Here is a 22,816-nt window from a genome sequence, read left to right as displayed (position 1 = left end):
CATCAAGAGGTTTGAATATGGCTATCTGCCAGACTGATAATTCCAAGCTATTTGGCCGCGCCATCGTTTTAGAGGTGGCAGATGGCTGTGCTGATACGGTTCCAACTGAGGCCCAGTGGAAAGCATTGGCGGCCGGTACGAGCAAGGGCTTCGACTTCAGCCCTAACACCGTAACCAGTGACGCCGATGACACCAAGGGCTATGTCGAGAACATCGTCACCAACTCTGACTTCACCGTCAGCTTTGAGGGCGAGGTTCGCAAGAACGACAAGCTTGACCAGTACGGCATCGGTAACTTCATCAAGTATTACAACTCTGAAATCAAAGCGGCTCGCCAGCCTACATTATGGGTGCGCATGGAGTATGGCCCTGTGACCTTCGTTGGCTACATGGTAATCACCGCGCTGAGCTCTGACGGCGGCACTAACGACATCGTTACGTTCACCACAGAGTTCAAAGTGGCGGATGCTGACACTGTTGACGTTACCGACACCACAGCGCCAGTCCCAGTAGCCAGCGTTAACGTTACTCCGGCAACATCTACCGGTGCAGTCGGCTCAACCGTGCAACTAACCGCGAACGTTCTTCCGGCGGATGCCACTAACAAGACTGGCGCGTGGTCTTCATCTGACACTACGAAGGCAACAATCACGCAGTCAGGTCTGGTGACTCGTGTTGCGGTGGGTTCTGCGACGATGACATACACCACCAACGACGGCGCTAAAACTGGCAGCAGCGCTATCACCATCACAGCGTAATTATCACAGTGGGTATTTTCGAATGCCCACGATGATAACTATTTGAGGCGCGATATGACCCCACTTAAAGAGATAGGCGAGCTGGTTGTATCAGACGCGAAAACCGATTACTTCTTCCGACCTTCATTCGTCAATATGGCGAAGATTGGCGAGCCGAAAGAGATTGTTGAGACATTTGCCGAACTGCACAGCGATGAGGTTATCGATACGCTATCAAGGGCGGTTGAGGCCTACGGTCATGTGCCGGTATGGCTATCTGAAATCGTTCTAAAGCCAGAATTCAGCAAGAAGACCATTAGCTCTGCGATGAATGTGATGCAGGCCTGTTGTGATACTGACCTGTCGCCAATTATCGGTGAGCTGCGACCAAGTAAGCGAGGCAAGAAGGCTTTCACCTATCTGGCTGGCTCAATGCCACTCAGCGACATGATTGTCATAGCGCGGTCGCTGATAGCTCACGGCATCATCGGCAAGGCCAAGGTTCGCAGGCTTCAGCGCCACGACTCAGGATCATACGTAAGCGAGTTCAACGCCTTCGAATATATCAGCGCGGGCAGAAACCATTTCGGCATGAATCGAACGGAAGCAGAGCAACTTTCAATGACTGAGTTTCAGCTCATGCTGGCTGCCAAGTATCCAGACCAGAAAGGGCTTACGAGCGAAGAATATGATGCAGTAGCTGATGACTATCTTGCCAAGAAAGCTGCGAAGATTGCGGCCGCCGCTGCATAGTTTTGCGTTAAGTTGCACGAATCATCTGATAAGATATTTCAAAATATAAATATGGAGTATCAAATTGAAACGCATAGCAATGATAGTGCTGATTGCAACATCTCTTATTTTGGCTGGCTGCGCATCTTCTGGTAATAAGCACCTTCAAAAAGAAACTGAAACCAGCGTTCAGACCAAAATAGTGGAAGGAAAGACGACCAAGGCGGAGGTTAAAGGGATGTTTGGTTCGCCTGAGTCGGTAAACTTCACTGATGGTGGTAATGAAATCTGGAAGTACGCATTCGCAAAAATAAAGGTTAGCGGTAAGTCATTCATTCCGTTTTATGGCCTGTTCCACAATGGCGCTACTGGCACAAAGAAAGAGTTGACGATTCTATTCAATGGAGACGTGGTGAAGAAATACACCATGTCTGAATCAGCAATAGACAGCAAAAGCGGCTGGGCTGATTAACCTAGCAACCATGAAAAAATAGACCTCGCTCCGGCGGGGTTTTTTATTGCCCGGAGAAAGGTAAATGGCAGATCAGCAAGGCGGAAAATTAGTATACGAAGTAGACCTTGAGCTAGGCCGACTTATCGAAGGGCAGAGAGAGTTAACGAGCAGGCTTAACAATACGGGGAGGTCCGCCGATGGGCTTAGTAAGTCACTAGGCTCTCTGACTAAAGTGGCTTCTGGTCTTGCGGCGGCCATATCTGTGCAACAAATTGCAGAGTATGGCAATGCTTGGGTTACGGTAAGCAACAAGTTGGTGAACTCTGTTAGAGCCACAGAAGATCTGTTTACAGTAACCCAGAGAGTGTTTGATATATCGCAAGACACCCGTTCAAGCCTTGAGGCTACAGCCACTCTTTACGGACGACTTGAGAGGGCCACAAGAAGCGCAGGAACCAGCACTGCTGATTTGTCCAAACTTGTTGAGACAATAAACAAGGGTCTGACGGTTTCAGGTGCCACCACAGAAGAAGCAAGCTCAACAATGATTCAGCTTTCGCAGGCGCTGGCTTCTGGCGTTCTGCGCGGCGAGGAATTTAACTCAATATCTGAGAACGGCAGCCGATTAGCTGTGGCACTTGCTGATTCTCTTGGGGTGACAATAGGCCAGCTTCGCGCAATGGCGGCACAAGGCCAGCTGACAACGGATGTGGTTGTTAATGGACTTCTGAAGCAGAGCGACAAGATCGCCACAGAATTCACCAACACCACCATGACCATGAGTCAGGCCTTTACGGTGGCCACAAACAATATTACGAAGTTTGTCGGAGAAGCATCTAGCGTTAACACCACGCTGAATGTATTCAATCAGGGAGTGATTACTCTCAGCGAAAATCTAGATACGGTTGCGTCTCTTATTGGTGCTGCTGCATTGATATTTGGTGGCAGATTTGTTGGGGCTTTGACACTCGCCACTCAATCAAGGATCGCCGACACTCTGGCAGCAGCAGCGCAGGCCAATGCAACCGCAAAATCAACAGCGGCTGCGGCAACAGCTGCGGCAGTAACTGCTAGAAAGTCCATGCTAGACAAAGAAGCTGCACTCTCATCTCTTGCTCTAGCTCAGGCCGAATATAACGTTGCTAAAGGCTCTGCGGCGGAGGCGTTCGCTTTAGAAAATCTTAATGCTGTCAAGTCGATCGCCATTCAGCGCTCTGCGGCATTTGCAGAAGCACAAGCCGCTCAAGCGGCAGCAACTAGAACCGCAACTGCGGCGGCTTCAGCAGCGACAACAACAGTTGGTGGATTAGCTAGAGGTGCGCTATCACTTATCGGCGGCCCGGCAGGCGCGGCAGTAATCGCTGGTGCCGCAATATTCTACTTCTTCCAAAAGGTTCAGCAGGCAAAGCAAGAAAGCCTAGATTTCGCCGATAAGCTAGATGGCGTAATTTCCAAGATGAAGGAGATGAGCCAAGTTCAATTGGCGGCTGAGATAGACAAGGCAAACAAATCCATCACCGTGCAAAATGACCAACTTTTAGAGAATCAAGCGAAGCTAGAGTCTGTAAATGCAAGGCTGGCAGAGTTGAGGCAATCAGTTGCTGGGATGGAAAAAGGCAATATCCTTTATTCTTCAGCAGTTGAAAATCTAAACTCACTACAAAGTGAGCAGATACAGCTAGCTGCCAAAGTGGAAAGCGCACAATCCAAATATCTTTCGACCATTAATAAAACAACTCAATTACAGGCCCAGTTTAATGGTGGGGTAGCCGCTGGAACCGGAGTCCTTAAGGAGCAAAACCTTCAGATAGGGGTTGCTGATGGATTGATGCGTCAATTTGGCAATGCCTTGGATTTAGCATCTAAGGCAAAGGACACGTTCAACTCCAAGGCTCTTGTCATTCCAAGAAGCGCTGGCGGTGACAAGGTTCTTGATAACATCAGGGATGAAAACGAACTTCTAGCCATTACCGATAAGAGGACAAGGGCTATTGCGGAGGCTCGCCAGAATGCGTTTAACGCTGGCGTAGCTGACAATTCCCCTCAACTTAAACAAATTGAGGTCGCCGCCGCTGCAAATTATGACCTTAATCAAGCAGAGGCGGAGAGAAACAAGCAGGCTAAAGAGAGCAACAAAACAGTTGATGATGGTGCCAAGAAGATTGCCGACCTACAGCGTCAACTTGGGTATCTATCACTTAAGTATGACGACAGCAGCAGAGAGGCTGCGGTTTACAACGCAATGCAGGCTGCCGGAGAGAAAGCAACGGAAGCGCAGAAGCAGAAAATTGGTGAACTTGCAGGAGCGTTGTTTGATGCCAAGCAGAAACAATCAGACCTTAATGAAGCAATAGCTGCTGATCCGATTCGAAACGCTGACAAGTCTTATGATGATGCAACCAAGCAACTTAAGCGTCAGCTTGATGAGGGCATCGTCAATCAGCAGCAGTTCAATAAAGAGTCTGAGAAGTTAGCTCAGGACCATGCAAGCGCCATCTCTCAGGCTAATGCAAGCGCCGTGGTTAGCCCTCAACAAGCTGCCGCTGGCACGGTTGATCCAGTTCAGCAACTCGCCAACGAGAATGCCAAAAAGCTTGCTCTCATCCAGCAGTTTGAAGCCAACAAGACCATCACCGAACAGCAAGGGCTGCAACTCCGTCGCGCTGCCAACAAGCAGTACGAGCAAGAGCGAACAGATGCCATGTTCCAACTGTGGTCGCAGCAAACCATTGGAAATGAGGTTGCAGCTAACGCGCTAAATGCATTTGGTCAGAGCGCATCTAGCGCATTGTCCGGCGTCATCACTGGCACTCAGTCGGCATCTGACGCAATGCTTGGCCTCGCCAATACTGTGCTCAGTAGCGTCATTCAGACGTTCGTTGACATGGGCATTCAGCAGGCTAAGTCGGCGATTATGGGCGCAACCGTTCAGCAGTCAGCTATTGCGGCAACAACCTCGGCTCAAGTAGCTGGAATCGCAACGCAAACTACAGCCAGCACTGCGGCGGCGGCCACGACAACGGCGGCATGGACTCCTGCGGCTTTGGTGGCGTCGGTGGCATCGTTTGGCGGCGCGGCGGCGATTGGTGCGGCTGCTCTAATCGGCGTTATGGCGTTGTCTGGCAAGCGCAAGAACGGCGGGCCAGTGTCTGCGGGAGGGATGTACCAAGTAGGCGAAGGCGGCATGCCAGAAATCTATCAGTCATCTTCCGGCAGGCAGTACATGATACCCGGCGACAATGGCAGCGTGATAAGCAATAAGGAGTTGCTGGGCGGCGTAGGTTCCTCTGGTGGTGTGATTGTGAACATCAACAACTACACCCCTGCGACCGTCGACATGCAGCAGACGCCTAACGCCAATGGCGGCATAACTGTTGACCTATTCATTGCCGACATGAACGCTGGCGGACCTATGTCTCAGTCGATAACCAGTAACACCACGGCCTCTCGTCGCGCCCAAAACCAATAACCCTCTACGGAGGGTTTTTTATTGCTCGGAGATAGCATGGCAATTCCTTACCCTGACTGGCTACCGCTGGCGCAGAAGGCGAACAAAAACAGAAGCAGTGACGTAGGGTTTCGCGCTGACCAGCCGGCAGTGGGCGCGCCGATTTACCAAAAGCTAACCGACGACCTGAAAGTCACATGGAATCTAACGTGGTTGTTTAAGCGTGATGAAGATAGGGCATTTGAGCAGTGGCTGCGTAGCCCGAGATATCTGGATAACGGAAATCAGTGGTTCTCGATGCCGATCAATCTTGGCGGCTCTGGGGTTCAGGTGCAGGAGCTTCACTTTACTGCTGACGGCTTCCCAGTGCAGACGAGCGATAACGTCGGCATCATCACATGGACTGGCACGGTTATTACACGAGGCGTTACCAACCCTGATGATCAATATGACGATATCATTGTTGAGCTTCCTCCTATCTGGTGGTCATGGCTTGATGAAATTGTTAACCGTGATTTACCGGAGATGCCATGAACTTCAGAGAGTATAAATCTCAAAGACCTAACAGGGTTCTCTACGACACTATCACCTTTTATCACTCATCGTTCGGCTATGTGCGGCTGGTTAATCGTCAGGTCTACCCGAAGACGTTTGCTGGTTTGGTTTACACGCCATGCCGCATGGAGATATCAGAGAGCCAACAGAGCAACACTCCTGTTATCGATTCAACTATTAAATTTAGCCGACTGGCGCAGGACTTTAAGCAGAAGCTGAAGCTGTGGCGCACATACTCTCGTATTGAGCCAATATCTTGCACCTACCAGCGATTTGACGCTCAGGAAATGAACACGCCACTCAAGCCGTGGACGCTTTTTGTGAATGATGTGAGCATGAATGAGACTGACGTCACGTGCTCACTGACACTCAAGAACCCCATCAATAACAACATCGCCTTTCTCTACAACACCACCGAGTTTCCGGGGCTGCAAAATGCTTAAACAAGAATTCATTGACCGGATGATTGGCAGGCCGTGGGTAAACCGCGCATGTAGCTTTGATAGTGCTGATTGCTGGGGCCTTATCACGCTCTACTACCGACACGTGCTAGGCGTGAACATTCACCACACCGATGACTACGAATCCGGCAGTGATTTTCTTACTTGCTATGACGGTGAGATTGTCTTTTGGCGACAGGAAAGCCACCCGCCCGAAGGGGGGATGTTTGTTGCCTACGATGGCATAAACCCTAAGCACGTTGGACTGATAGTCGATGGTATGGCCCTGCACAGTCGCGGTGAGAATGGGCATGTCAGACTAGACAAGCTTCGAACAATTCAAAAAGTATTCACAAAAGTGGAGTTCTTCCGATATGCCTCTTATCGAGATTCAGAGAATTGCGGGGATGCCAAAAGAGCGGCATAACCTAGATGCAGGGGCGCGTTTCCTGCCTTGGTTAGAGGATGCTGGGCTTCATCAGGACATCGAGATAGTGCGTAACGGGAAGAAGCTAGGAGACAATGACGAGATTGATTTTGAGCTAGCAGAAGGCGACTTCATTCGCATATTCGACCAACCCAAAAATGGCGGATTGGTAGGTACGCTTCTTAACCCGCTAGACCACTTAAACCCGATCAAATTCACTCAGAAAATACTCTCTTCCCTCATTAAGCAGCCAAACCTTGGCGCTACTGCTGACAACTCAAAGACATCGCCGAATAACAGCCTTAAGGGCCAGACGAATATAGCCAGAAACGGCGAGGCCAAGCCTGACAACTACGGGCAGGTGAGGGCGTTCCCTGACCTTATTCAGGAGTCGATGTTTGAGTATGTGAATAACATCAAGAAAGTAACGGAGTGGATGAACTTCGGGCTTGGCAAATACGATGTTACATCTGTTCGTTACTCTGAATCAAATCTAGGGTCGCTGGCGGGCGCTTCATACCGAATCTACCAACCGGGCGAGGTTATCCCTCAAATTATCGAAGGCTTCTCGTTTGACGACATTGATGGACAGGAGTTGCCGGGGCCGAACGAAAGTGGCGATATCCCAGTGGAAAGCGCCACAACAACTACCGGCATGATTTCTGGGCAATTCACAGCTGGGCAGGCCCTTATCAAGATTAAGCGCCTAGATGACTTCAACTACTTCTATGATCTGACCAAGCCTCACTCTGTGTCATTCGTCGTAAACGTTACTTACGGCACTGTGTCTGGCCCAGTAACAAAAAACATCACCGTATATGCAGATTTGGTTTCTGCCGTAACCACAAGTGACGGCGCGGTTGTTAACCCACAATATTTCTATGAGTTCACCTTCTCCAACCTGAGCGGCAACGACATTGCTGTTGTGCCGGCAGATGCGGTAATTAACACCACAATTTTCACGCTAAACGACAATGAAGCTCTAAGTATTGGGCCGTCATTTTCTCCGGTATCAGGAACGCAGATCTGGGTCCATCTGAATGCTCAGCTTGGTCACGGTGATTGGGCGAGGGCTAACGTGACGATTTGGAAGGTTGATGACAATAATGCTCAAATCCCCGGCACGACCGAAACATTAAACTTCGGCCTGAGCAATGATGATGAAAATGCCGATAACAAATATGGCACCTTCAAAATCACGCCATCCGCTGGAGAGGGCCGGTATGCAGTTTCTTTTGTGCGAACCAACAACAGTAACGACCACTCTGTTTTAACGGTTGAGGCTGTCCATAGCGTCAGAATAAGAAGCAACGTAGCTTACCCTAACGACACTCTGGTCACCGTTACCGTTACAGCCACTGAGAACGCCACAAGCCAGAGGGAGCGAAAATATAACGCCTTAATCACCCGCCACACCATCAGCTACAACATAGACAATAGGGTGGTTGATTATTCCATACGCCCATCCAGATCATTTGCCGATGCAGTGCTGCATACGTGGCTTGTGATGGGCAGGCAGCCAGAGTCTAGCATTGATATCTATGAGCTGTATTCTATCGCCAGAACGCTTCCAGACCCGCGTCTTGGATACTTCGATTACACCTTTGACGATGAAGATATATCTCTTGGGGCGAGGGTGCAGACTATCTGCGACGCGGCAACCGTAACGGCATACTGGGATGATGGAGTTCTGTCATTTACGCGCGATGAGAAGAAGGTAAACCCAGCAACGATATTTAACCGAGCCAACACCAAAGCAGAGGGGGTTACCTTTAGCTATGACATGACACTGCCGGGAGGCTTTGATGGTGTTGAAGTTCAGTACAAAAACTCCACTACGAACAAGCAGGCATTCATTCGATACAAAATAGTGGGGAATGTAATTTCTGAGGGTGAGCCGGTTAAGGCCAAGAAGTTTGACATGCTGTACATCAGGAACGCATATCAGGCCAGAGACAGGGCGATTAAAGAGGTCAGAAGGCTTCTTTACTCTCGCATATCAGCCGGAATTACCGCACTTGCGGATGGTGAGTGGGTTAATGTCGGCGAGATGATTCAGGTTTCTGACATGTACGACACTAACCAGCAGGATGGTTACATAACCGAAAGGCTGGGTGATCAGTTTGATACCAGTGAAAGAATTAAATTTGATGGTGATATGTTTGTCGTTGTTACGGATGGCAATGGCACCCCAACCCAGAGAGTAAGAGCTTACCCAAGGGCAGATACTGATTTTGGGTTTATAGCTCCCGTTCCAAACATCTCATTAAATATATGGGATGGAGTTAACGTCCAGTCCCCATCAAGGTTCATCATCGCAACACAGGTTGAGATGGATGCAACAAAATGGGTGATCACCGAAAAGCGGCCAAATTCAGACGGAACAACCGGACTGACGGCAAACGAATACAGTGACGAAATGTACAACTATATAATTTCTGAATAGAAAGAATCCCAACCACAACAAGCCAGCCTTTGGGTTGGCTTTTTTTTATGGAAAAAATATGGCTACCACACCAACTAGCAACACAATTCCCTCTGAAGCACCGCAAGACCTAAAATTTAATGCAGGCAAAATTGACGAATTCGTCACCTCAAATGAATGGACATACACAGATCGCTTCGGCATAAAGCGCTACACAATTGAGGGCATCAATTACCTTGCTCAGCAAGTCATGAATGCTTTTGGATACGTTACTCTTCAAGGTGTCACCTTCACAACTGGCGCAACAGTGGCAAACCCTAATGAGGTTCTTTTTAATACTGCCGACAATTCATACTACAAGTGGACTGGCTCCTTCGCGTCTGGAGGGAAGGTTGTGCCTGCAAATTCAACTCCACAATCATCAGGGGGGGTGGGGGCTGGGAAATGGCTTAACGTTGGAGATTCATCGCTCCGCAGCCAACTGGCTGCGAACGGTGGCGTTGAATTGGTAAATGGTGCTGTATCTCAGGAAAAGCTAGCTGATGTTGATGGGGCCTCGCTTATAGGTGAATTCCCGCAAGTGTCAGATTTGAGAGGGGCAGTTGCGTTTGATGGCAAAGTTGTAAAGGTAGCAGAGCACACCTCTGGGAGAGGGGCTCTAGGGGGAGGGTGGTTCAGAGCAAAAAAAGGGAGTTTTACAGATGACGATGGCGTCTACATTTCCTCGAAAAGTTCAGGTATTTTTTGGGTGAGAGTGGATGCTGGAAGTCATGTGAAGTTAGAATGGTTTGGAGGGGTGACAGATAATGTAGCAGTAGACCACTCACCAATACTTGCTAATGCGCAAAAAGTACACGGAAGATCTATTGAGTTTCAGTATGGAAGTTATTATTTTAACCCGCCATGCATAATTCAACCTGACATGCATTTTGTTGGTAGCGGTGGGGCAAAAACATTTTGGAGAAATAAAAATATTAATGATGATGCAACTGTTTTTTATGCGAATACTGGAACTACCTCTAAGTGGGCAGAGGATACGATCTTTGAAAGGATACATTTTAGTAGCGATATTTCAACAACCCCTTCTAAGGCTGCAATTTCATTTACACATGTTGGAAACTTTAAGTTTAATAATTGCGGCTTTTACAACTCTCCTATTTATGCATCTGATTTGCATTTCTTTACGTGGAATGGGTGTAGGTTTTTTAATAGCTTGATAACAATAAACGAAGACGTGGTTTCCCCGTCATTCCCAATAAATGAAATGCCATCATTTATTGATTGCTATATGGTCAAATCACCTATCAATATAACAGATACCGCCGATCTTCATTTGGTAAACACTGTTATGTTTTATGGGCCATACGGTATTAAAATCACAGCCCACAGAGCGTTGGATTCAGGTGCGGAATCCAATGGACTTCCAGTAATGATTACCAATAGCACTATTGATAATATAGATGGATATTGCCTTGACATTAACCGAGTAGCTATTGGCACTATTACAAATTCATTTTTTAGCGGGGGAAGAGTATCAGGCACATCAGCGATAAATATGACGGAGGTTCTAGGGCTTAGCTTTAATTCTAATGTCATACATTTTGCAGGGCAAGAGTGCATGACTCTATATAATGTAAGAAATCTTCTTATGGGAAACAATCAATTTAGCAGTTGCAATGGATTTGCGATTAAATCTAGATATAGCAGAAATATAACAATGAATGGCAACTTTATCGGAAACCAGAAGGTTACAGGCGGATGGAACACATGCACTGGGGGAGTTAACTTTGATACAAACGATAATGCCGCATGGGTGATAACAGGTAATGTTTTTGTATCAGTCCCCGGGGTTACAGGACAGACCGGCAGTGGCAGGTCTGTATATACTGCAATGGGAAACTCAGGCATGGCAGATAATTAATTAAATTGGCGGCTAACTTGGCCGCCAATTTATATAGTCAGTGGCTGACGGAAATTTCTTTTACGCAACCATTTTCCTTTTTATTATAAATCCTTACCTCAACATCTGGATAAGTTTTATCCACATTAAAAGAAAATAATTTAACGTTTTCAAATGTGGCAAGGGTTTTATTTCCAGCATTAGAAACAACATCACCACTTATCGGCCCGTCACCATCCATAAGGATTTTAACATTGTATTCACCTTTTTTTAATGGTTTATATGGACCTGTAACCATAAACGGCTCATCCCCGCCCGGGCAAACCTTGTCATCATATCCAGCGCCAGTTGAACCGAAGTAATATTTGTTTGTTTTAACATGAAAGCCGCTAAAAGATAAATTAACTCCATTTTTCCAAGTCATAATTATCTTTGACCCAATTCGATATTCGCGTGTTGGATTGCCAAAAGTTTTTAATGCAGACTCTCTGTCAGATTGATTATCTGCAATTATAAAATCATTCTTACCTTCATAATTTTCTATCTTAGATAACCACAAGAATGGCTTAACAGAACCCTCTGACTCATTAAAAACGACAGGGGAAATAACGGAATCGCTATTTAATGAAACAGAGGAGGCAAACCAAAAAGACGCAAAACCCTTTTTAAGGCCATTATCTTTTACGAATTTAGTTAATTCATCGATCTCGTGATTATGCCTATCTGTTTTCATCGCATTCGCAGAAATTGCAAAGCCCGTAAAAAGACCAATTACAACTAGGTAAGAAGAGTGCCTCTTGCTTAACCATAAATTTCTGCAAATAAATATGCTGCCAAATATTAAAGAAGGGGCAATATATCTTATAGACTCAACTGCGGATGGAATATTGCTAAATATAAATGCCAAAGGCATGATTACTGATGACAAAAGAAGTGCCGAGTCAACTGTTGAATAATCTTTGATTTTACGTAGAGAAACCAGAAGGTAGATGTAAAAAAATATTAAGAACAGAAACCTTGCTATATTAGAAATTGATAGTATGCCTATCTCTTTTCCAAAAAAATTAGCTTCAAAAATATCTAAACTTCCGATTGTTATATATGTTAGGTTATTTAAGAATTGAGGTATTGTTGCCAATTTTGGTGATCCAACTCCTGGCAATGATAATCCGCCAAAATAAACGACCGATAAAAACAAAATCTTTGCCAATGCATACGATAAAAGTATTATCAGCAATTGTTTTGCATGATTTATCTCTCTTCTATTGAAATAAGATATTGAAGTTGATAAAGCAATAGGTATCAGGAAAGAGTACTTGCTGATATCATCGCTAAAAAATATTGCAACACACAGGAAAGCAGTGATTATTTTTAGATATATTCTTGGTTTTAATTCATCTTTTTCAAGAATAACATAAACTATAGCAGTGTATAAATACGCTCCGATGTGCGATACGGCAAGGTTAAATATTTGAGATGAGAAAATACCAACTGGGACGAAGGTGAATAATATAGCCCACGGGGCATTTTTTTTACTAACTATTAAGTATACCGAAGCGCATGCCAGAGATGAAAGCAATATTGCTGGCATCAGTGCGGATTGAACCTTATTGCTTACACCAATTAAGCTTAAAATTGCGTACCAAATTAAGTCGGTAAAATAAAAGGAGACAGTGGAAAGAGACCAGTTATGCAATAATATATTCCCTCTTGCAATGTCTCTGGCAATTAGTATGCCAGATGCTTGGTCTGATGTAGGAGAGTAGCCATACCCTATAAAGTAATACCATGTTAATAGTGAAAGAAATAAAAATGCAAAAAAAACCTTTTTTAAATCGAAATGTATCATTTTTTTTCCTTTATTAAATATCTTGGTCTCATTTTAACCTCGGAATATATCCTTCCTATATACTCTCCAAGAATTCCTATCCCAATTAACTGAACTCCACCAAGGAAAAGAACTGACGCTAGTAACGAAGGGTACCCACGAACTGGATTTCCAAATACTATTGTATCAATTATCATCCACGCTCCGTAAAGGAAGGATAAGCCTGCCACAAAAAGACCTATATACGTCCACATTCGAAGTGGGAAAGTAGAGAAGCTAGTAATTCCTTCAAGAGCTAGATTCCATAATTTCCATCCGTTAAATTTTGAGTTTCCTGCTATTCGCTCTGCTCGGCAATATTCAACAACATCTGTTCTGCCGCCCACCCAGCTAAGCACGCCTTTCATGAAAAGGTTTCTCTCAGGCATCATTTTGATATTTTCAACAACCTCGCGTGACATAAGGCGAAAATCACCTACGTTCTCTTCGATTTTTGGGTTGCTAATTTTGTTATGAAGTTTATAGAACCACTCTGCCGACTTTCTCTTCATCTTGCCATCTGTGGATCTATCTATTCTTTTGGCGAGGACCATGTCGGCTCCAGCTATCCATTTTTCCATCATGAGTGGGATTACTTCCACTGGGTCCTGAAGATCGACATCAATAGGGATGATGGCCTCGCCTGATGATTGTTCCAATCCGGCAAATAGTGCTGGTTCTTTTCCGAAGTTTCTAGTGAATGACAACGGCTTAACTAGCGGGTCAGCTACTCCTAAAGAATTTATGATCGACTCAGTAGCATCCTTGCTTCCGTCATTGATGAAGATTATCTCAACATCATGCTGCTTAAGCCCTTCAAACTCTCTTACTGATTTATAAAAAATTGGTATAGCGTCCTCTTCGTTGAAGACAGGAACTACCAGAGAAATTTTCATTTATCTTCCCTAAAGACAACGTATTTTGAATAAATAAAACCTAAAACCAAGCTAACAAGTGAAAACTCGATAAGCGTTATAATGGGCTCAATATGGTAATAATCAGAAATCTTCCCGACAAGAATGCTTAAAACGCCCATGAAAGACACAAAAAGAAGGTAGCGTGTTGGTTTAGGCTTTGCATTGAAAGTAAAACTAGCATTGGCAAAGAATGAGAAGGTGACAGCAGTTGCAAACGCAATAAAGTTAGCCGCAGCCTGATTAACCGAAAAAAGGTAAACAGCAATTGAGAAAGCAGCCCAGTGTATTGCGGTATTTATAACGCCAACAGTTAGGTATTTAGTGAATAGATTAAACATATGAAAAATTTCGAAGATTTTGTGTTTTGCAGAGTTTAACACCTAACCCCATGTAGATCATTACTTGATCAGTTTAAAAAAACCAAATACTGTATGCATAAACAGCATTTTGTGAGAGTTCCCCATGGGAAGCAAAGTAGATCACTACATCGTCGTCTATCGCGGGCAATATGAGCCATACATCGCTCCGGGCCAGTACGTCTTCTTTCAGCGTGAAAAGCGCTACGGGGGAGGTTTCTGGTTCGGCGTGGTGATGGATGGCTTCTACCAGTTCGCGCTGGAGCATCCGGTGTCGCTTGGTCAGGGGATTGAGTATTGGTTTTCGATTCGGCGGGCTATGGAGGGAGGTGATGTGTTTGACGATAGCCTTGATGATTTCAAGCTGGTGAGTGGGTGATGAAGGTTGTGACGAGATTGTGTCAGAAATTTGGCACAAACCCGCAAAAATACGCAGAAGGATGAGTTGGCTACTTTAGCTGGCTGGCTTGTGTAGCGGGTTACGTGGTTGCTATCATGAGCTACTTTTTATTACGCGTCAGACTGTTTCTCTGATGCTGGAGGCACTGTGAAGTACGAATTAAGCACTACTGATGGTCGCGCACGTCGCGGACGTCTGGTTTTCGAACGTGGCGTGGTTGAAACCCCGGCATTTATGCCAGTGGGCACTTACGGCACGGTAAAAGGCATGACCCCGGAAGAGGTGAAAGACACTGGCGCGCAGATCCTGCTCGGCAACACTTTCCACCTCTGGCTGCGCCCTGGTCAGGAGATCATGAAGTTGCACGGCGACCTGCATGACTTTATGAACTGGCACGGCCCAATCCTGACTGACTCAGGCGGTTTCCAAGTGTTCAGCCTGGGCGCGATGCGTAAGATCAAAGAAGAGGGCGTGCACTTCCGTAACCCGATTAACGGCGATCCGGTGTTCCTCAGCCCTGAAAAATCGATGGAGATCCAAAACGATCTCGGTTCTGACATCGTAATGATCTTTGACGAATGTACGCCATACCCGGCGGATTGGGACTATGCCAAGCGTTCAATGGAAATGTCTCTGCGCTGGGCGAAACGCAGCCGCGATCGTCACAACGAATTGAATAATAAGAATGCTTTGTTCGGTATTATTCAAGGTAGCGTTTACGAAGATTTACGAGATGTATCATTAAAAGGGCTGGTAGATATTGGCTTTGATGGTTACGCTGTGGGCGGCTTGGCGGTAGGTGAGCCGAAAGAGGACATGCACCGTATTCTTGAGCATGTTTGTCCGCAGATCCCGGAAGATAAACCGCGTTATCTGATGGGCGTCGGTAAACCAGAAGATTTGGTCGAAGGCGTGCGTCGTGGCGTCGATATGTTTGACTGCGTAATGCCTACGCGTAATGCGCGTAACGGTCATCTGTTCGTCACTGACGGCATCGTGAAAATCCGTAATGCCAAGCATAAAGATGATACCTCGACCCTCGATGAGCATTGCGATTGTTACACCTGTCGCAATTACAGCCGTGCCTACTTGCATCATCTCGACCGTTGCAACGAAATACTGGGTGCGCGCCTGAACACCATCCACAATCTGCGCTATTACCAGCGTCTGATGGCGGGTTTACGCCAGGCTATCGAAGAGGGTAAATTAGAGCTGTTTGTAAAAGACTTCTACGAGCGTAAAGGGAAAGAGGTTCCACCTCTTAATTTCTGAGCCTGAAGTGTTAACGACGAGTTCTATTTAATGATTTACCGGCGTCGCTTTTTGGCGGCGCTTTTAAATGAGTCGCTTAAACAGAAACAGACGTTATATCGTTATGTTTCATAACAACAATGAGGGAATTTAAATGAGTCTTTTCATTTCCGATGCAGTCGCAGCTACCGGCGCACCGTCACAGGGAAGTCCTTACTCTCTGGTCATCATGCTGGTCGTTTTTGGTCTGATTTTCTATTTCATGATCCTGCGCCCGCAACAGAAACGCTCTAAAGAACACAAAAAACTGATGGACTCCATCGGTAAAGGTGACGAAGTGATGACCACCGGTGGTTTGATCGGTCGCGTAAGCAAAGTAGCTGAAACTGGCTTCATTGTTATCGCGCTGAACGACACTACTGAAGTGATGATCAAGCGTGACTTCGTGGCTGCCGTTCTGCCGAAAGGTACGATGAAGGCTCTTTAATTTTCGATTTTCCCGAAGGGAACTGCCGTGTTAAACCGTTATCCTTTGTGGAAGTATCTGATGCTGATCGTTGTGATCATCGTCGGTCTGCTATACGCACTTCCCAACCTTTATGGTGAGGATCCGGCTGTTCAAATTACTGGCGCTCGGGGCTCCGACGCCAGTGTTGCAACGCTGGACCAAGTCAAAAACGTATTAGATCAAGACAAAATTCCAAGCAAATCTATTGCACTGGAAAATGGTCAAATCCTTGCCCGCTTTAAAGACACTGATGTACAGCTGCGCGCTCGCGAAGCCCTCACCAGCGCCCTGGGCGACAAATTTGTTATTGCTCTGAACCTCGCGCCAGCAACGCCGCGCTGGTTAAGCATGATGGGCGCTGAGCCAATGAAGCTCGGTCTTGACCTGCGTGGTGGTGTTCACTTCCTGATGGAAGTTGACATGGATACCGCGCTGAGCAAGCTGCAAGAGCAGACCATGGACAGCATGCGCAGTGACCTGCGCGAGAAAAATATTCCTTACGCCACGGTCCGTAAACTCGACAACTATGGTGTCGAAGTGCGTTTCCGTGATGCCGCAACTCGCGACAGCGCCGTTAGCTATCTTTCCCCGCGTCACCGTGATTTAGTCATCACCGCCAGTGGCGACAATGCCGCGCGCGTTGTGATGACTGATGATCGCCTGAGCGAAGCCCGCGAATACGCCGTTCAGCAAAACATCAACATTTTGCGTAACCGTGTAAACCAACTGGGTGTGGCTGAACCGCTGGTACAGCGTCAAGGTTCAGACCGTATCGTGGTTGAGCTGCCGGGGATTCAGGACACTGCCCGCGCCAAAGAAATTTTGGGTGCGACGGCAACGCTGGAATTCCGTCTGGTTAACACCAACGTTGATGCGACTGCCGCTGCTTCTGGCCGCGTGCCGGGCGACAGTGAAGTGAAAAATACCCGTGATGGGCGCCCGGTTGTCTTGTACAAGCGCGTGATCCTGACCGGTGACCACATCACTGACTCCACCTCCAACATGGACGAATACAACCAGCCGCAGGTTAACATCTCCCTCGACAGCGCTGGCGGCAACGCCATGTCTAACTTCACCAAGGACAATATCGGTAAACCGATGGCGACCCTGTTTGTGGAGTACAAAGACAGCGGTAAGAAAGATGCGAACGGCCGTTCGATTCTGGCTAAGCAAGAAGAAGTTATCAACGTCGCGACTATCCAGTCACGTCTGGGTAACAGCTTCCGCATTACCGGCGTTAACGATCCGAATGAAGCTCGCCAGCTCTCCCTGCTGCTGCGCGCGGGTGCGTTGATTGCGCCGATTCAGATTGTCGAAGAACGTACCATCGGTCCAACTTTGGGGATGCAGAACATCACCCAGGGTCTGGAAGCCTGCTTGTGGGGTCTGGTGGCGTCAATTCTGTTTATGGTGGTTTGGTATCGTAAGTTTGGTGTGATTGCGACAACCGCGCTGGTGGCTAACTTGGTTCTGATTGTTGGGATCATGTCCCTGCTGCCAGGGGCAACGCTGACCATGCCGGGTATTGCCGGTATCGTACTGACCCTTGCGGTTGCAGTTGATGCCAACGTACTGATTAACGAACGTATCAAGGAAGAGCTGAAGAACGGGCGTTCCGTTCAGCAGGCGATTCACGAAGGCTATAAAGGCGCGTTCTCCAGTATCGTTGATGCCAACATTACTACCCTGATCACGGCGATTATTCTTTATGCGGTGGGTACCGGTTCGATAAAAGGCTTTGCTATCACCACGGCTATCGGTGTTGCAACCTCGATGTTTACATCAATCGTCGGAACCCGTGCCATCGTCAACCTGCTTTACGGCGGCAAACGCATCAAAAAGCTGTCTATCTGAGGAGTGCGTTGTGGCACAGCAACAATATACTGTTGAACAACTGAACTACGGCCGTAAAGTCATCGACTTTATGCGCTGGGACAACTTGGCCTTCGCCATTTCTGGTCTGTTGTTGATCGTTTCCATCGCGATCATCGGTGTTCGCGGGTTTAATTGGGGTCTGGACTTTACCGGCGGTACGGTAATTGAGATCAGCCTCGATCAACCCGCTAACCTTGATGACATGCGTGCATCAATGGAGAAAGCCGGGTTCACCGACCCTGTGGTCCAAAACTTTGGTAGCAGCCGCGACATTATTGTCCGTCTGCCGCCAACGTCAGGCACTGCGGGTCAGGAACTGGGTAACAAAGTCATCGGACTTATCAACGCCGACATCGACAAAAATGCGTCAGTAAAACGTATTGAGTTCGTGGGTCCAAGCGTAGGTAGCGATCTGGCTCAGGCCGGTGCGATGGCGCTGTTGATTGCGCTTATCTGTATCCTGATTTACGTTGGTTTCCGCTTCGAGTGGCGACTGGCGTTGGGTGCGGTTATCGCGTTGGCGCACGACGTCATCATCACCATGGGCGTGTTGTCACTGTTCAGAATCGAGGTTGACCTGACCATCATCGCTTCCCTGATGTCGGTTATTGGTTACTCTCTGAATGACTCCATCGTGGTTTCGGACCGTATTCGTGAGAACTTCCGCAAGATCCGTCGCGGTACCTCTTACGAAATCATGAACGTGTCCCTGACCCAGACCCTGAGCCGTACCATCATGACCTCAGCGACCACGCTGATGGTTGTTCTGATGCTCTACATCTTTGGCGGCGCGTTGCTGGAAGGCTTCTCACTGACCATGTTGATCGGTGTATCAATCGGTACGGTTTCATCTATCTACGTGGCATCCGCGTTAGCGCTGAAACTTGGCATGAAACGCGAACACATGTTGCAGCAGAAAGTTGAGAAAGAGGGCGCAGATCAGCCTTCGATCCTGCCTTAATCTGTTCAGCATCAGCCATGAAAAAGCCTCGCAATTGCGAGGCTTTTTTTATGCTTTCTGAAGGCCGTTATTTGGCGGCGGCGGGCTCTTGAACTGCTTGTACCGGGCCAAGAATATTATGCAGGCGAACAAAGCCGAGGGTTTCGACGCGAATATTCTGGAAGGTCACGTCGATAACCTGCTCCGCGCTCGGCAGCAGGGTCGGGACGCTGGCGATATTTTGCGTTTGCATATCCACGGTCAAAGGCTTGCCAGTGACTGGGTCAAGCTGTCCCCAGTCCAGCGAGGCGGTGAACGGCGGCAGTGGCTGTCCCGACACGCTTTTAATCCGCAGCTGGCCTTGAACGCCGCTGGCATCTGGAGAAACATTGGTCAGGATTACGCTTAACTCACCAATATCACTCTTCACCACCGCCGCGCTTTTTGCCGCAGGCAGGATATACAGGCCATCGGTTGACTGGCGGTTGAGCAGGGTTTGCTGCTCCAGCGCGCTGGCTAAATCGGTCAGACGCTGTAATTTTTGGTTTAACTGGCCGACTTCAGATCGCAGCTCTGTCACTTGTGGGTCTTGTTGGGCACAACCTGATAATGCCAGCAGGGCTGAAGCAGCTAAAGTTGCGCGAAAATAGCCTGTCATGTCGGTGAGTTCCTTTTCTTGCGCTCTGAGAGCGAGTTGCTCAGAGCCAGTAAAATCATAGGGTGAAGGGGGAAACGTGCAGCTCCTCCCGCTCAAACAAGGGGTTAAGTTTAACCCGATGTGCACCAAAGTAGCGACAGCCTTTGTTGTCGCGCCACTTCGCGCTAAACTAACCCCCCATCAAGACCGCCATCAGGAACTGCTATGCATTGCCCATTTTGTGCTGCTGTTGATACGAAAGTCATCGATTCCCGCCTGGTTGGCGATGGATCGCAAGTTCGCCGCCGTCGCCAGTGTCTGGTTTGCCACGAACGCTTTACTACTTTTGAAGTGGCCGAGCTGGTGATGCCCCGCGTGATTAAAAGCAATGACGTTCGTGAACCCTTCAATGAAGACAAACTGCGCCGCGGTATCTTGAAGGCGTTGGAAAAACGGCCTGTAAGCTCCGATGACGTTGAAATGGCCATCAGCCACATTAAGTCACAATTGCGGGCTACGGGAGAGCGCGAAATCCCTGCCAAAATGATTGGCAATCTGGTGATGGATGCACTTAAAAAGCTGGATAAAGTCGCCTACATTCGCTTTGCTTCGGTATATCGCAGCTTTGAGGATATCCGCGAGTTCGGCGAAGAGATCGCCCGTCTTCAGGATTAAGGATAGATATGTCCACAGAATCATTGCATACAGATGAAAAATACATGGCTCGCGCCTTTGAGCTGGCGCGACTCGGCCGCTTCACCACCACGCCAAATCCAAACGTCGGCTGCGTCATCGTCCGTGATGGCGAAATCGTGGGGGAGGGGTATCACATTAAGGCCGGTGGGCCACACGCCGAAGTTCATGCGCTGCGCATGGCGGGCGAAAAAGCCCAAGGCGCCACGGCTTATGTCACCCTCGAACCTTGTAGCCACCACGGCCGCACGCCTCCCTGTGCCGACGCGCTGATTGCCGCCGGCGTGGCGCGCGTGGTTGCCTCCATGCAAGATCCTAATCCAGAAGTCGCCGGGCGTGGTTTATACCGTTTGCAACAGACTGGCATCGAAGTCAGTCACGGTTTGATGCACAGCGAAGCCGAAGCCATCAACCTCGGCTTCTTAAAGCGTATGCGCACCGGCTTCCCTTATGTGCAGCTAAAAATGGCGGCGTCGCTGGATGGCCGCACGGCGATGGCGTCTGGCGAAAGCCAGTGGATCACCTCAGCCGCCGCGCGTGCCGACGTGCAGCGTTTTCGTGCTCAAAGCTCGGCCATTCTTAGCTCCAGCGCCACGGTGCTGGCGGACGACCCTTCACTCAACGTCCGTTGGGACCAACTGGATAGCGACACTCAGCGTATTTATCCGCAGGAGTCCCTGCGTCAGCCGCTGCGCATTGTTATCGACAGTCAAAATCGCGTGACGCCACGGCACAAAATGGTCAATCAGCCGGGCGATACTTGGCTGGCCCGCCTTGCCGCCGATGAGCAAACCTGGCCTGAATCCACCGAGCAGTGGGTGGTTCCGGGGCGAGATAACCGGGTTGATTTAGTGCTGCTGATGATGCAACTGGCCAAGCGACAGATAAATAGCATATGGGTTGAAGCCGGGGCAGAGCTTGCCGGAGCGCTGTTGCAGGCCGGTCTGGTGGATGAGCTGATCGTCTACATGGCACCAAAATTACTGGGTGAAAACGGACGTGCACTTTGTGTGCTCCCCGGCTTGCAAAGCCTGTCCGATGCGCCACAATTCACCCTCAGCGATGTGCGTCAGGTGGGAGCAGATTTGCGTCTGCGCCTGAAACCTCAGTACTAATCGGCACGTATTCGAGCCGTAAAAACGTCGCAAAAATATCGGGCAGATAAGCTTCGGCTTCTCTGCCACGCCTTTTGACGGAATGTGTTTATAAATCGCATGTCCAGACAAGGTAATAATATGATAGAATCCGCCCCCCTGCGGCTGGGCTGGGCCGGGGCTGTCAAAAGCTGAACTCTTGAACCCATTTAAAGGAAAACCTATGAACGTTATCGAAGGTGTTGTAGCCACGCCGAACGCGCGCGTAGCAATCGCTATTGCCCGTTTCAACAATTTCATCAACGACAGCCTGCTGTCTGGCGCGGTTGATGCTTTGAAACGCATTGGTCAGGTTAGCGATGACAACATCACCGTAGTGTGGGTTCCAGGCGCTTATGAGCTGCCACTGGCCACTCGTGCTCTGGCGAACAGCGGCAAATATGATGCTGTTATCGCACTGGGTACCGTCATCCGTGGGGGCACTGCCCATTTCGAATTCGTGGCTGGCGAATGTAGCTCTGGTTTAGCCAGCGTTGCGCTGAACAGCGAGATCCCAGTGTCGTTCGGCGTGCTGACTACCGAAAGTATTGAGCAAGCTATCGAACGTGCAGGGACAAAAGCCGGTAATAAAGGTGCTGAAGCAGCCCTGACCGCGCTTGAAATGATTAATGTTATCAAGGCTATCCAGGCCTGAATCTAGTTAAGGGGAAATCCGTGAAACCTGCTGCTCGTCGCCGCGCCCGTGAATGTGCCGTACAGGCGCTTTACTCTTGGCAGTTGTCGAAAAACGACATTGCCGATGTTGAATTAGAATTCCTGACCGAGCAGGATGTCAAAGACGTCGACATTACCTATTTCCGCGAATTGCTGACCGGTGTTGCTACCAGTGCAGAGAAGCTTGATGCGCTGATGGCTCCATACCTGTCTCGCCAGCTCGACGAATTGGGTCAGGTGGAAAGAGCAATCCTGCGTCTGGCTCTGTTTGAACTGAGCAAGCGTCAGGACGTCCCTTACAAAGTGGCCATCAACGAAGCGATCGAACTGGCGAAAACCTTCGGCGCTGAAGATAGCCACAAATTTGTTAACGGCGTACTGGATAAAGCGGGCCCGCATATCCGCAAAAAGTAACAGTACAGCCCGTTCACAAGTCACAACAATAA

At 48.3% G+C, this 22,816-nt stretch carries 22 protein-coding genes; 18 read left to right on the top strand and 4 right to left on the bottom strand.

The window, feature by feature from the left end:
* Positions 1–17 precede the first annotated feature (17 nt).
* From V2154_RS16575 to V2154_RS16535, 9 genes are all read left to right on the top strand, one after another.
* Entirely contained in the window at positions 18–758 is a 741-nt protein-coding gene (locus V2154_RS16575; protein ID WP_353502633.1) for an Ig-like domain-containing protein, read from the top strand.
* Positions 759–812: 54 nt separating this feature from the next.
* Positions 813–1,490: a DUF6246 family protein gene (locus V2154_RS16570; RefSeq protein ID WP_353503100.1), complete on the top strand. Its 678-nt coding sequence runs from the start codon at positions 813–815 to the stop codon at positions 1,488–1,490.
* 64 nt (positions 1,491–1,554) lie between these two features.
* Positions 1,555–1,941, top strand: coding sequence for an SEN1984 family lipoprotein (locus tag V2154_RS16565; protein ID WP_353503099.1), 387 nt, complete (start codon positions 1,555–1,557; stop codon positions 1,939–1,941).
* Positions 1,942–2,005: 64 nt separating this feature from the next.
* Positions 2,006–5,392, top strand: coding sequence for a tape measure protein (locus tag V2154_RS16560; RefSeq protein WP_353503098.1), 3,387 nt, complete (start codon positions 2,006–2,008; stop codon positions 5,390–5,392).
* Between the two features lie 36 nt (positions 5,393–5,428).
* On the top strand, positions 5,429–5,905 hold the full coding sequence (locus V2154_RS16555; RefSeq protein WP_353503097.1) for a hypothetical protein: 477 nt from the start codon (positions 5,429–5,431) through the stop codon (positions 5,903–5,905).
* Positions 5,902–6,369, top strand: coding sequence for a DUF1833 family protein (locus V2154_RS16550; protein ID WP_353503096.1), 468 nt, complete (start codon positions 5,902–5,904; stop codon positions 6,367–6,369). Before V2154_RS16555 ends, V2154_RS16550 begins: the two co-directional genes overlap by 4 nt.
* On the top strand, positions 6,362–6,793 hold the full coding sequence (locus V2154_RS16545) for an NlpC/P60 family protein (protein WP_353503095.1): 432 nt from the start codon (positions 6,362–6,364) through the stop codon (positions 6,791–6,793). The genes V2154_RS16550 and V2154_RS16545 overlap by 8 nt, the downstream gene beginning before the upstream one ends.
* A complete protein-coding gene (locus V2154_RS16540; RefSeq protein WP_353503094.1) occupies positions 6,741–9,239 on the top strand; it encodes a host specificity factor TipJ family phage tail protein in 2,499 nt (832 codons plus the stop codon). Before V2154_RS16545 ends, V2154_RS16540 begins: the two co-directional genes overlap by 53 nt.
* Positions 9,240–9,297: 58 nt before the next feature.
* On the top strand, positions 9,298–11,139 hold the full coding sequence (locus V2154_RS16535; protein WP_353503093.1) for a tail fiber/spike domain-containing protein: 1,842 nt from the start codon (positions 9,298–9,300) through the stop codon (positions 11,137–11,139).
* 37 nt (positions 11,140–11,176) lie between these two features.
* Here V2154_RS16535 and V2154_RS16530 read toward each other — a convergent pair whose 3' ends face one another.
* Genes V2154_RS16530 through V2154_RS16520 form a run of 3 tightly spaced genes read right to left on the bottom strand, consistent with a single transcriptional unit; the run spans position 11,177 to position 14,240 of the window.
* Entirely contained in the window at positions 11,177–12,967 is a 1,791-nt protein-coding gene (locus tag V2154_RS16530; protein WP_353503092.1) for a hypothetical protein, read from the bottom strand.
* Positions 12,964–13,881, bottom strand: coding sequence for a glycosyltransferase family 2 protein (locus V2154_RS16525; protein ID WP_353503091.1), 918 nt, complete (start codon positions 13,879–13,881; stop codon positions 12,964–12,966). The genes V2154_RS16530 and V2154_RS16525 overlap by 4 nt, the downstream gene beginning before the upstream one ends.
* Positions 13,878–14,240, bottom strand: coding sequence for a GtrA family protein (locus V2154_RS16520; protein WP_353504019.1), 363 nt, complete (start codon positions 14,238–14,240; stop codon positions 13,878–13,880). The genes V2154_RS16525 and V2154_RS16520 overlap by 4 nt, the downstream gene beginning before the upstream one ends.
* 124 nt (positions 14,241–14,364) lie before the next feature.
* Here V2154_RS16520 and V2154_RS16515 point away from each other — a divergent pair, with 124 nt between their 5' ends.
* From V2154_RS16515 to secF, 5 genes are all read left to right on the top strand, one after another.
* The gene (locus V2154_RS16515; protein ID WP_353503090.1) at positions 14,365–14,637 is read left to right on the top strand and encodes a hypothetical protein; all 273 of its coding nucleotides are present in this window, start codon (positions 14,365–14,367) and stop codon (positions 14,635–14,637) included.
* A 168-nt stretch (positions 14,638–14,805) separates the two neighbouring features.
* Positions 14,806–15,930 (top strand): tRNA guanosine(34) transglycosylase Tgt, encoded by a 1,125-nt coding sequence (tgt, locus tag V2154_RS16510; protein WP_353503089.1) that lies wholly within the window; start codon positions 14,806–14,808, stop codon positions 15,928–15,930.
* 133 nt (positions 15,931–16,063) lie between these two features.
* The gene (gene yajC, locus V2154_RS16505) at positions 16,064–16,396 is read left to right on the top strand and encodes a preprotein translocase subunit YajC (protein ID WP_034792440.1); all 333 of its coding nucleotides are present in this window, start codon (positions 16,064–16,066) and stop codon (positions 16,394–16,396) included.
* 27 nt (positions 16,397–16,423) lie between these two features.
* Entirely contained in the window at positions 16,424–18,271 is a 1,848-nt protein-coding gene (gene secD / locus V2154_RS16500) for a protein translocase subunit SecD (RefSeq protein ID WP_353503088.1), read from the top strand.
* A 70-nt stretch (positions 18,272–18,341) separates the two neighbouring features.
* Positions 18,342–19,253 (top strand): protein translocase subunit SecF, encoded by a 912-nt coding sequence (secF, locus tag V2154_RS16495; RefSeq protein ID WP_051899533.1) that lies wholly within the window; start codon positions 18,342–18,344, stop codon positions 19,251–19,253.
* A gap of 67 nt (positions 19,254–19,320) precedes the next feature.
* Here secF and V2154_RS16490 read toward each other — a convergent pair whose 3' ends face one another.
* Positions 19,321–19,890 (bottom strand): DUF3251 domain-containing protein, encoded by a 570-nt coding sequence (locus V2154_RS16490; RefSeq protein ID WP_353503087.1) that lies wholly within the window; start codon positions 19,888–19,890, stop codon positions 19,321–19,323.
* Positions 19,891–20,094: 204 nt separating this feature from the next.
* Between V2154_RS16490 and nrdR the strand changes: the two genes are divergently transcribed.
* The 4 genes from nrdR (at position 20,095) to nusB (ending at position 22,784) form a co-directional block, all read left to right on the top strand.
* Positions 20,095–20,544 carry a transcriptional regulator NrdR gene (gene nrdR / locus V2154_RS16485; protein ID WP_353503086.1) on the top strand — a complete coding sequence of 150 codons (450 nt, stop codon included), beginning with the start codon at positions 20,095–20,097 and terminating at the stop codon, positions 20,542–20,544.
* 23 nt (positions 20,545–20,567) lie between these two features.
* Positions 20,568–21,677: a bifunctional diaminohydroxyphosphoribosylaminopyrimidine deaminase/5-amino-6-(5-phosphoribosylamino)uracil reductase RibD gene (ribD, locus tag V2154_RS16480; RefSeq protein WP_353504018.1), complete on the top strand. Its 1,110-nt coding sequence runs from the start codon at positions 20,568–20,570 to the stop codon at positions 21,675–21,677.
* A gap of 202 nt (positions 21,678–21,879) precedes the next feature.
* Complete coding sequence (gene ribH / locus V2154_RS16475) at positions 21,880–22,350, top strand: 6,7-dimethyl-8-ribityllumazine synthase (RefSeq protein ID WP_353503085.1); 471 nt, start codon at positions 21,880–21,882, stop codon at positions 22,348–22,350.
* A 20-nt stretch (positions 22,351–22,370) separates the two neighbouring features.
* The gene (gene nusB / locus V2154_RS16470; protein WP_034792428.1) at positions 22,371–22,784 is read left to right on the top strand and encodes a transcription antitermination factor NusB; all 414 of its coding nucleotides are present in this window, start codon (positions 22,371–22,373) and stop codon (positions 22,782–22,784) included.
* Positions 22,785–22,816: the final 32 nt, after the last annotated feature.

This window comes from Ewingella sp. CoE-038-23 (assembly GCF_040419245.1).
Taxonomy (GTDB): Bacteria; Pseudomonadota; Gammaproteobacteria; order Enterobacterales; family Enterobacteriaceae; genus Ewingella; species Ewingella allii.
The sequence above is the reverse complement of the archived record's forward strand: the minus strand, read 5'-3'. Positions and strand labels throughout refer to the sequence as shown.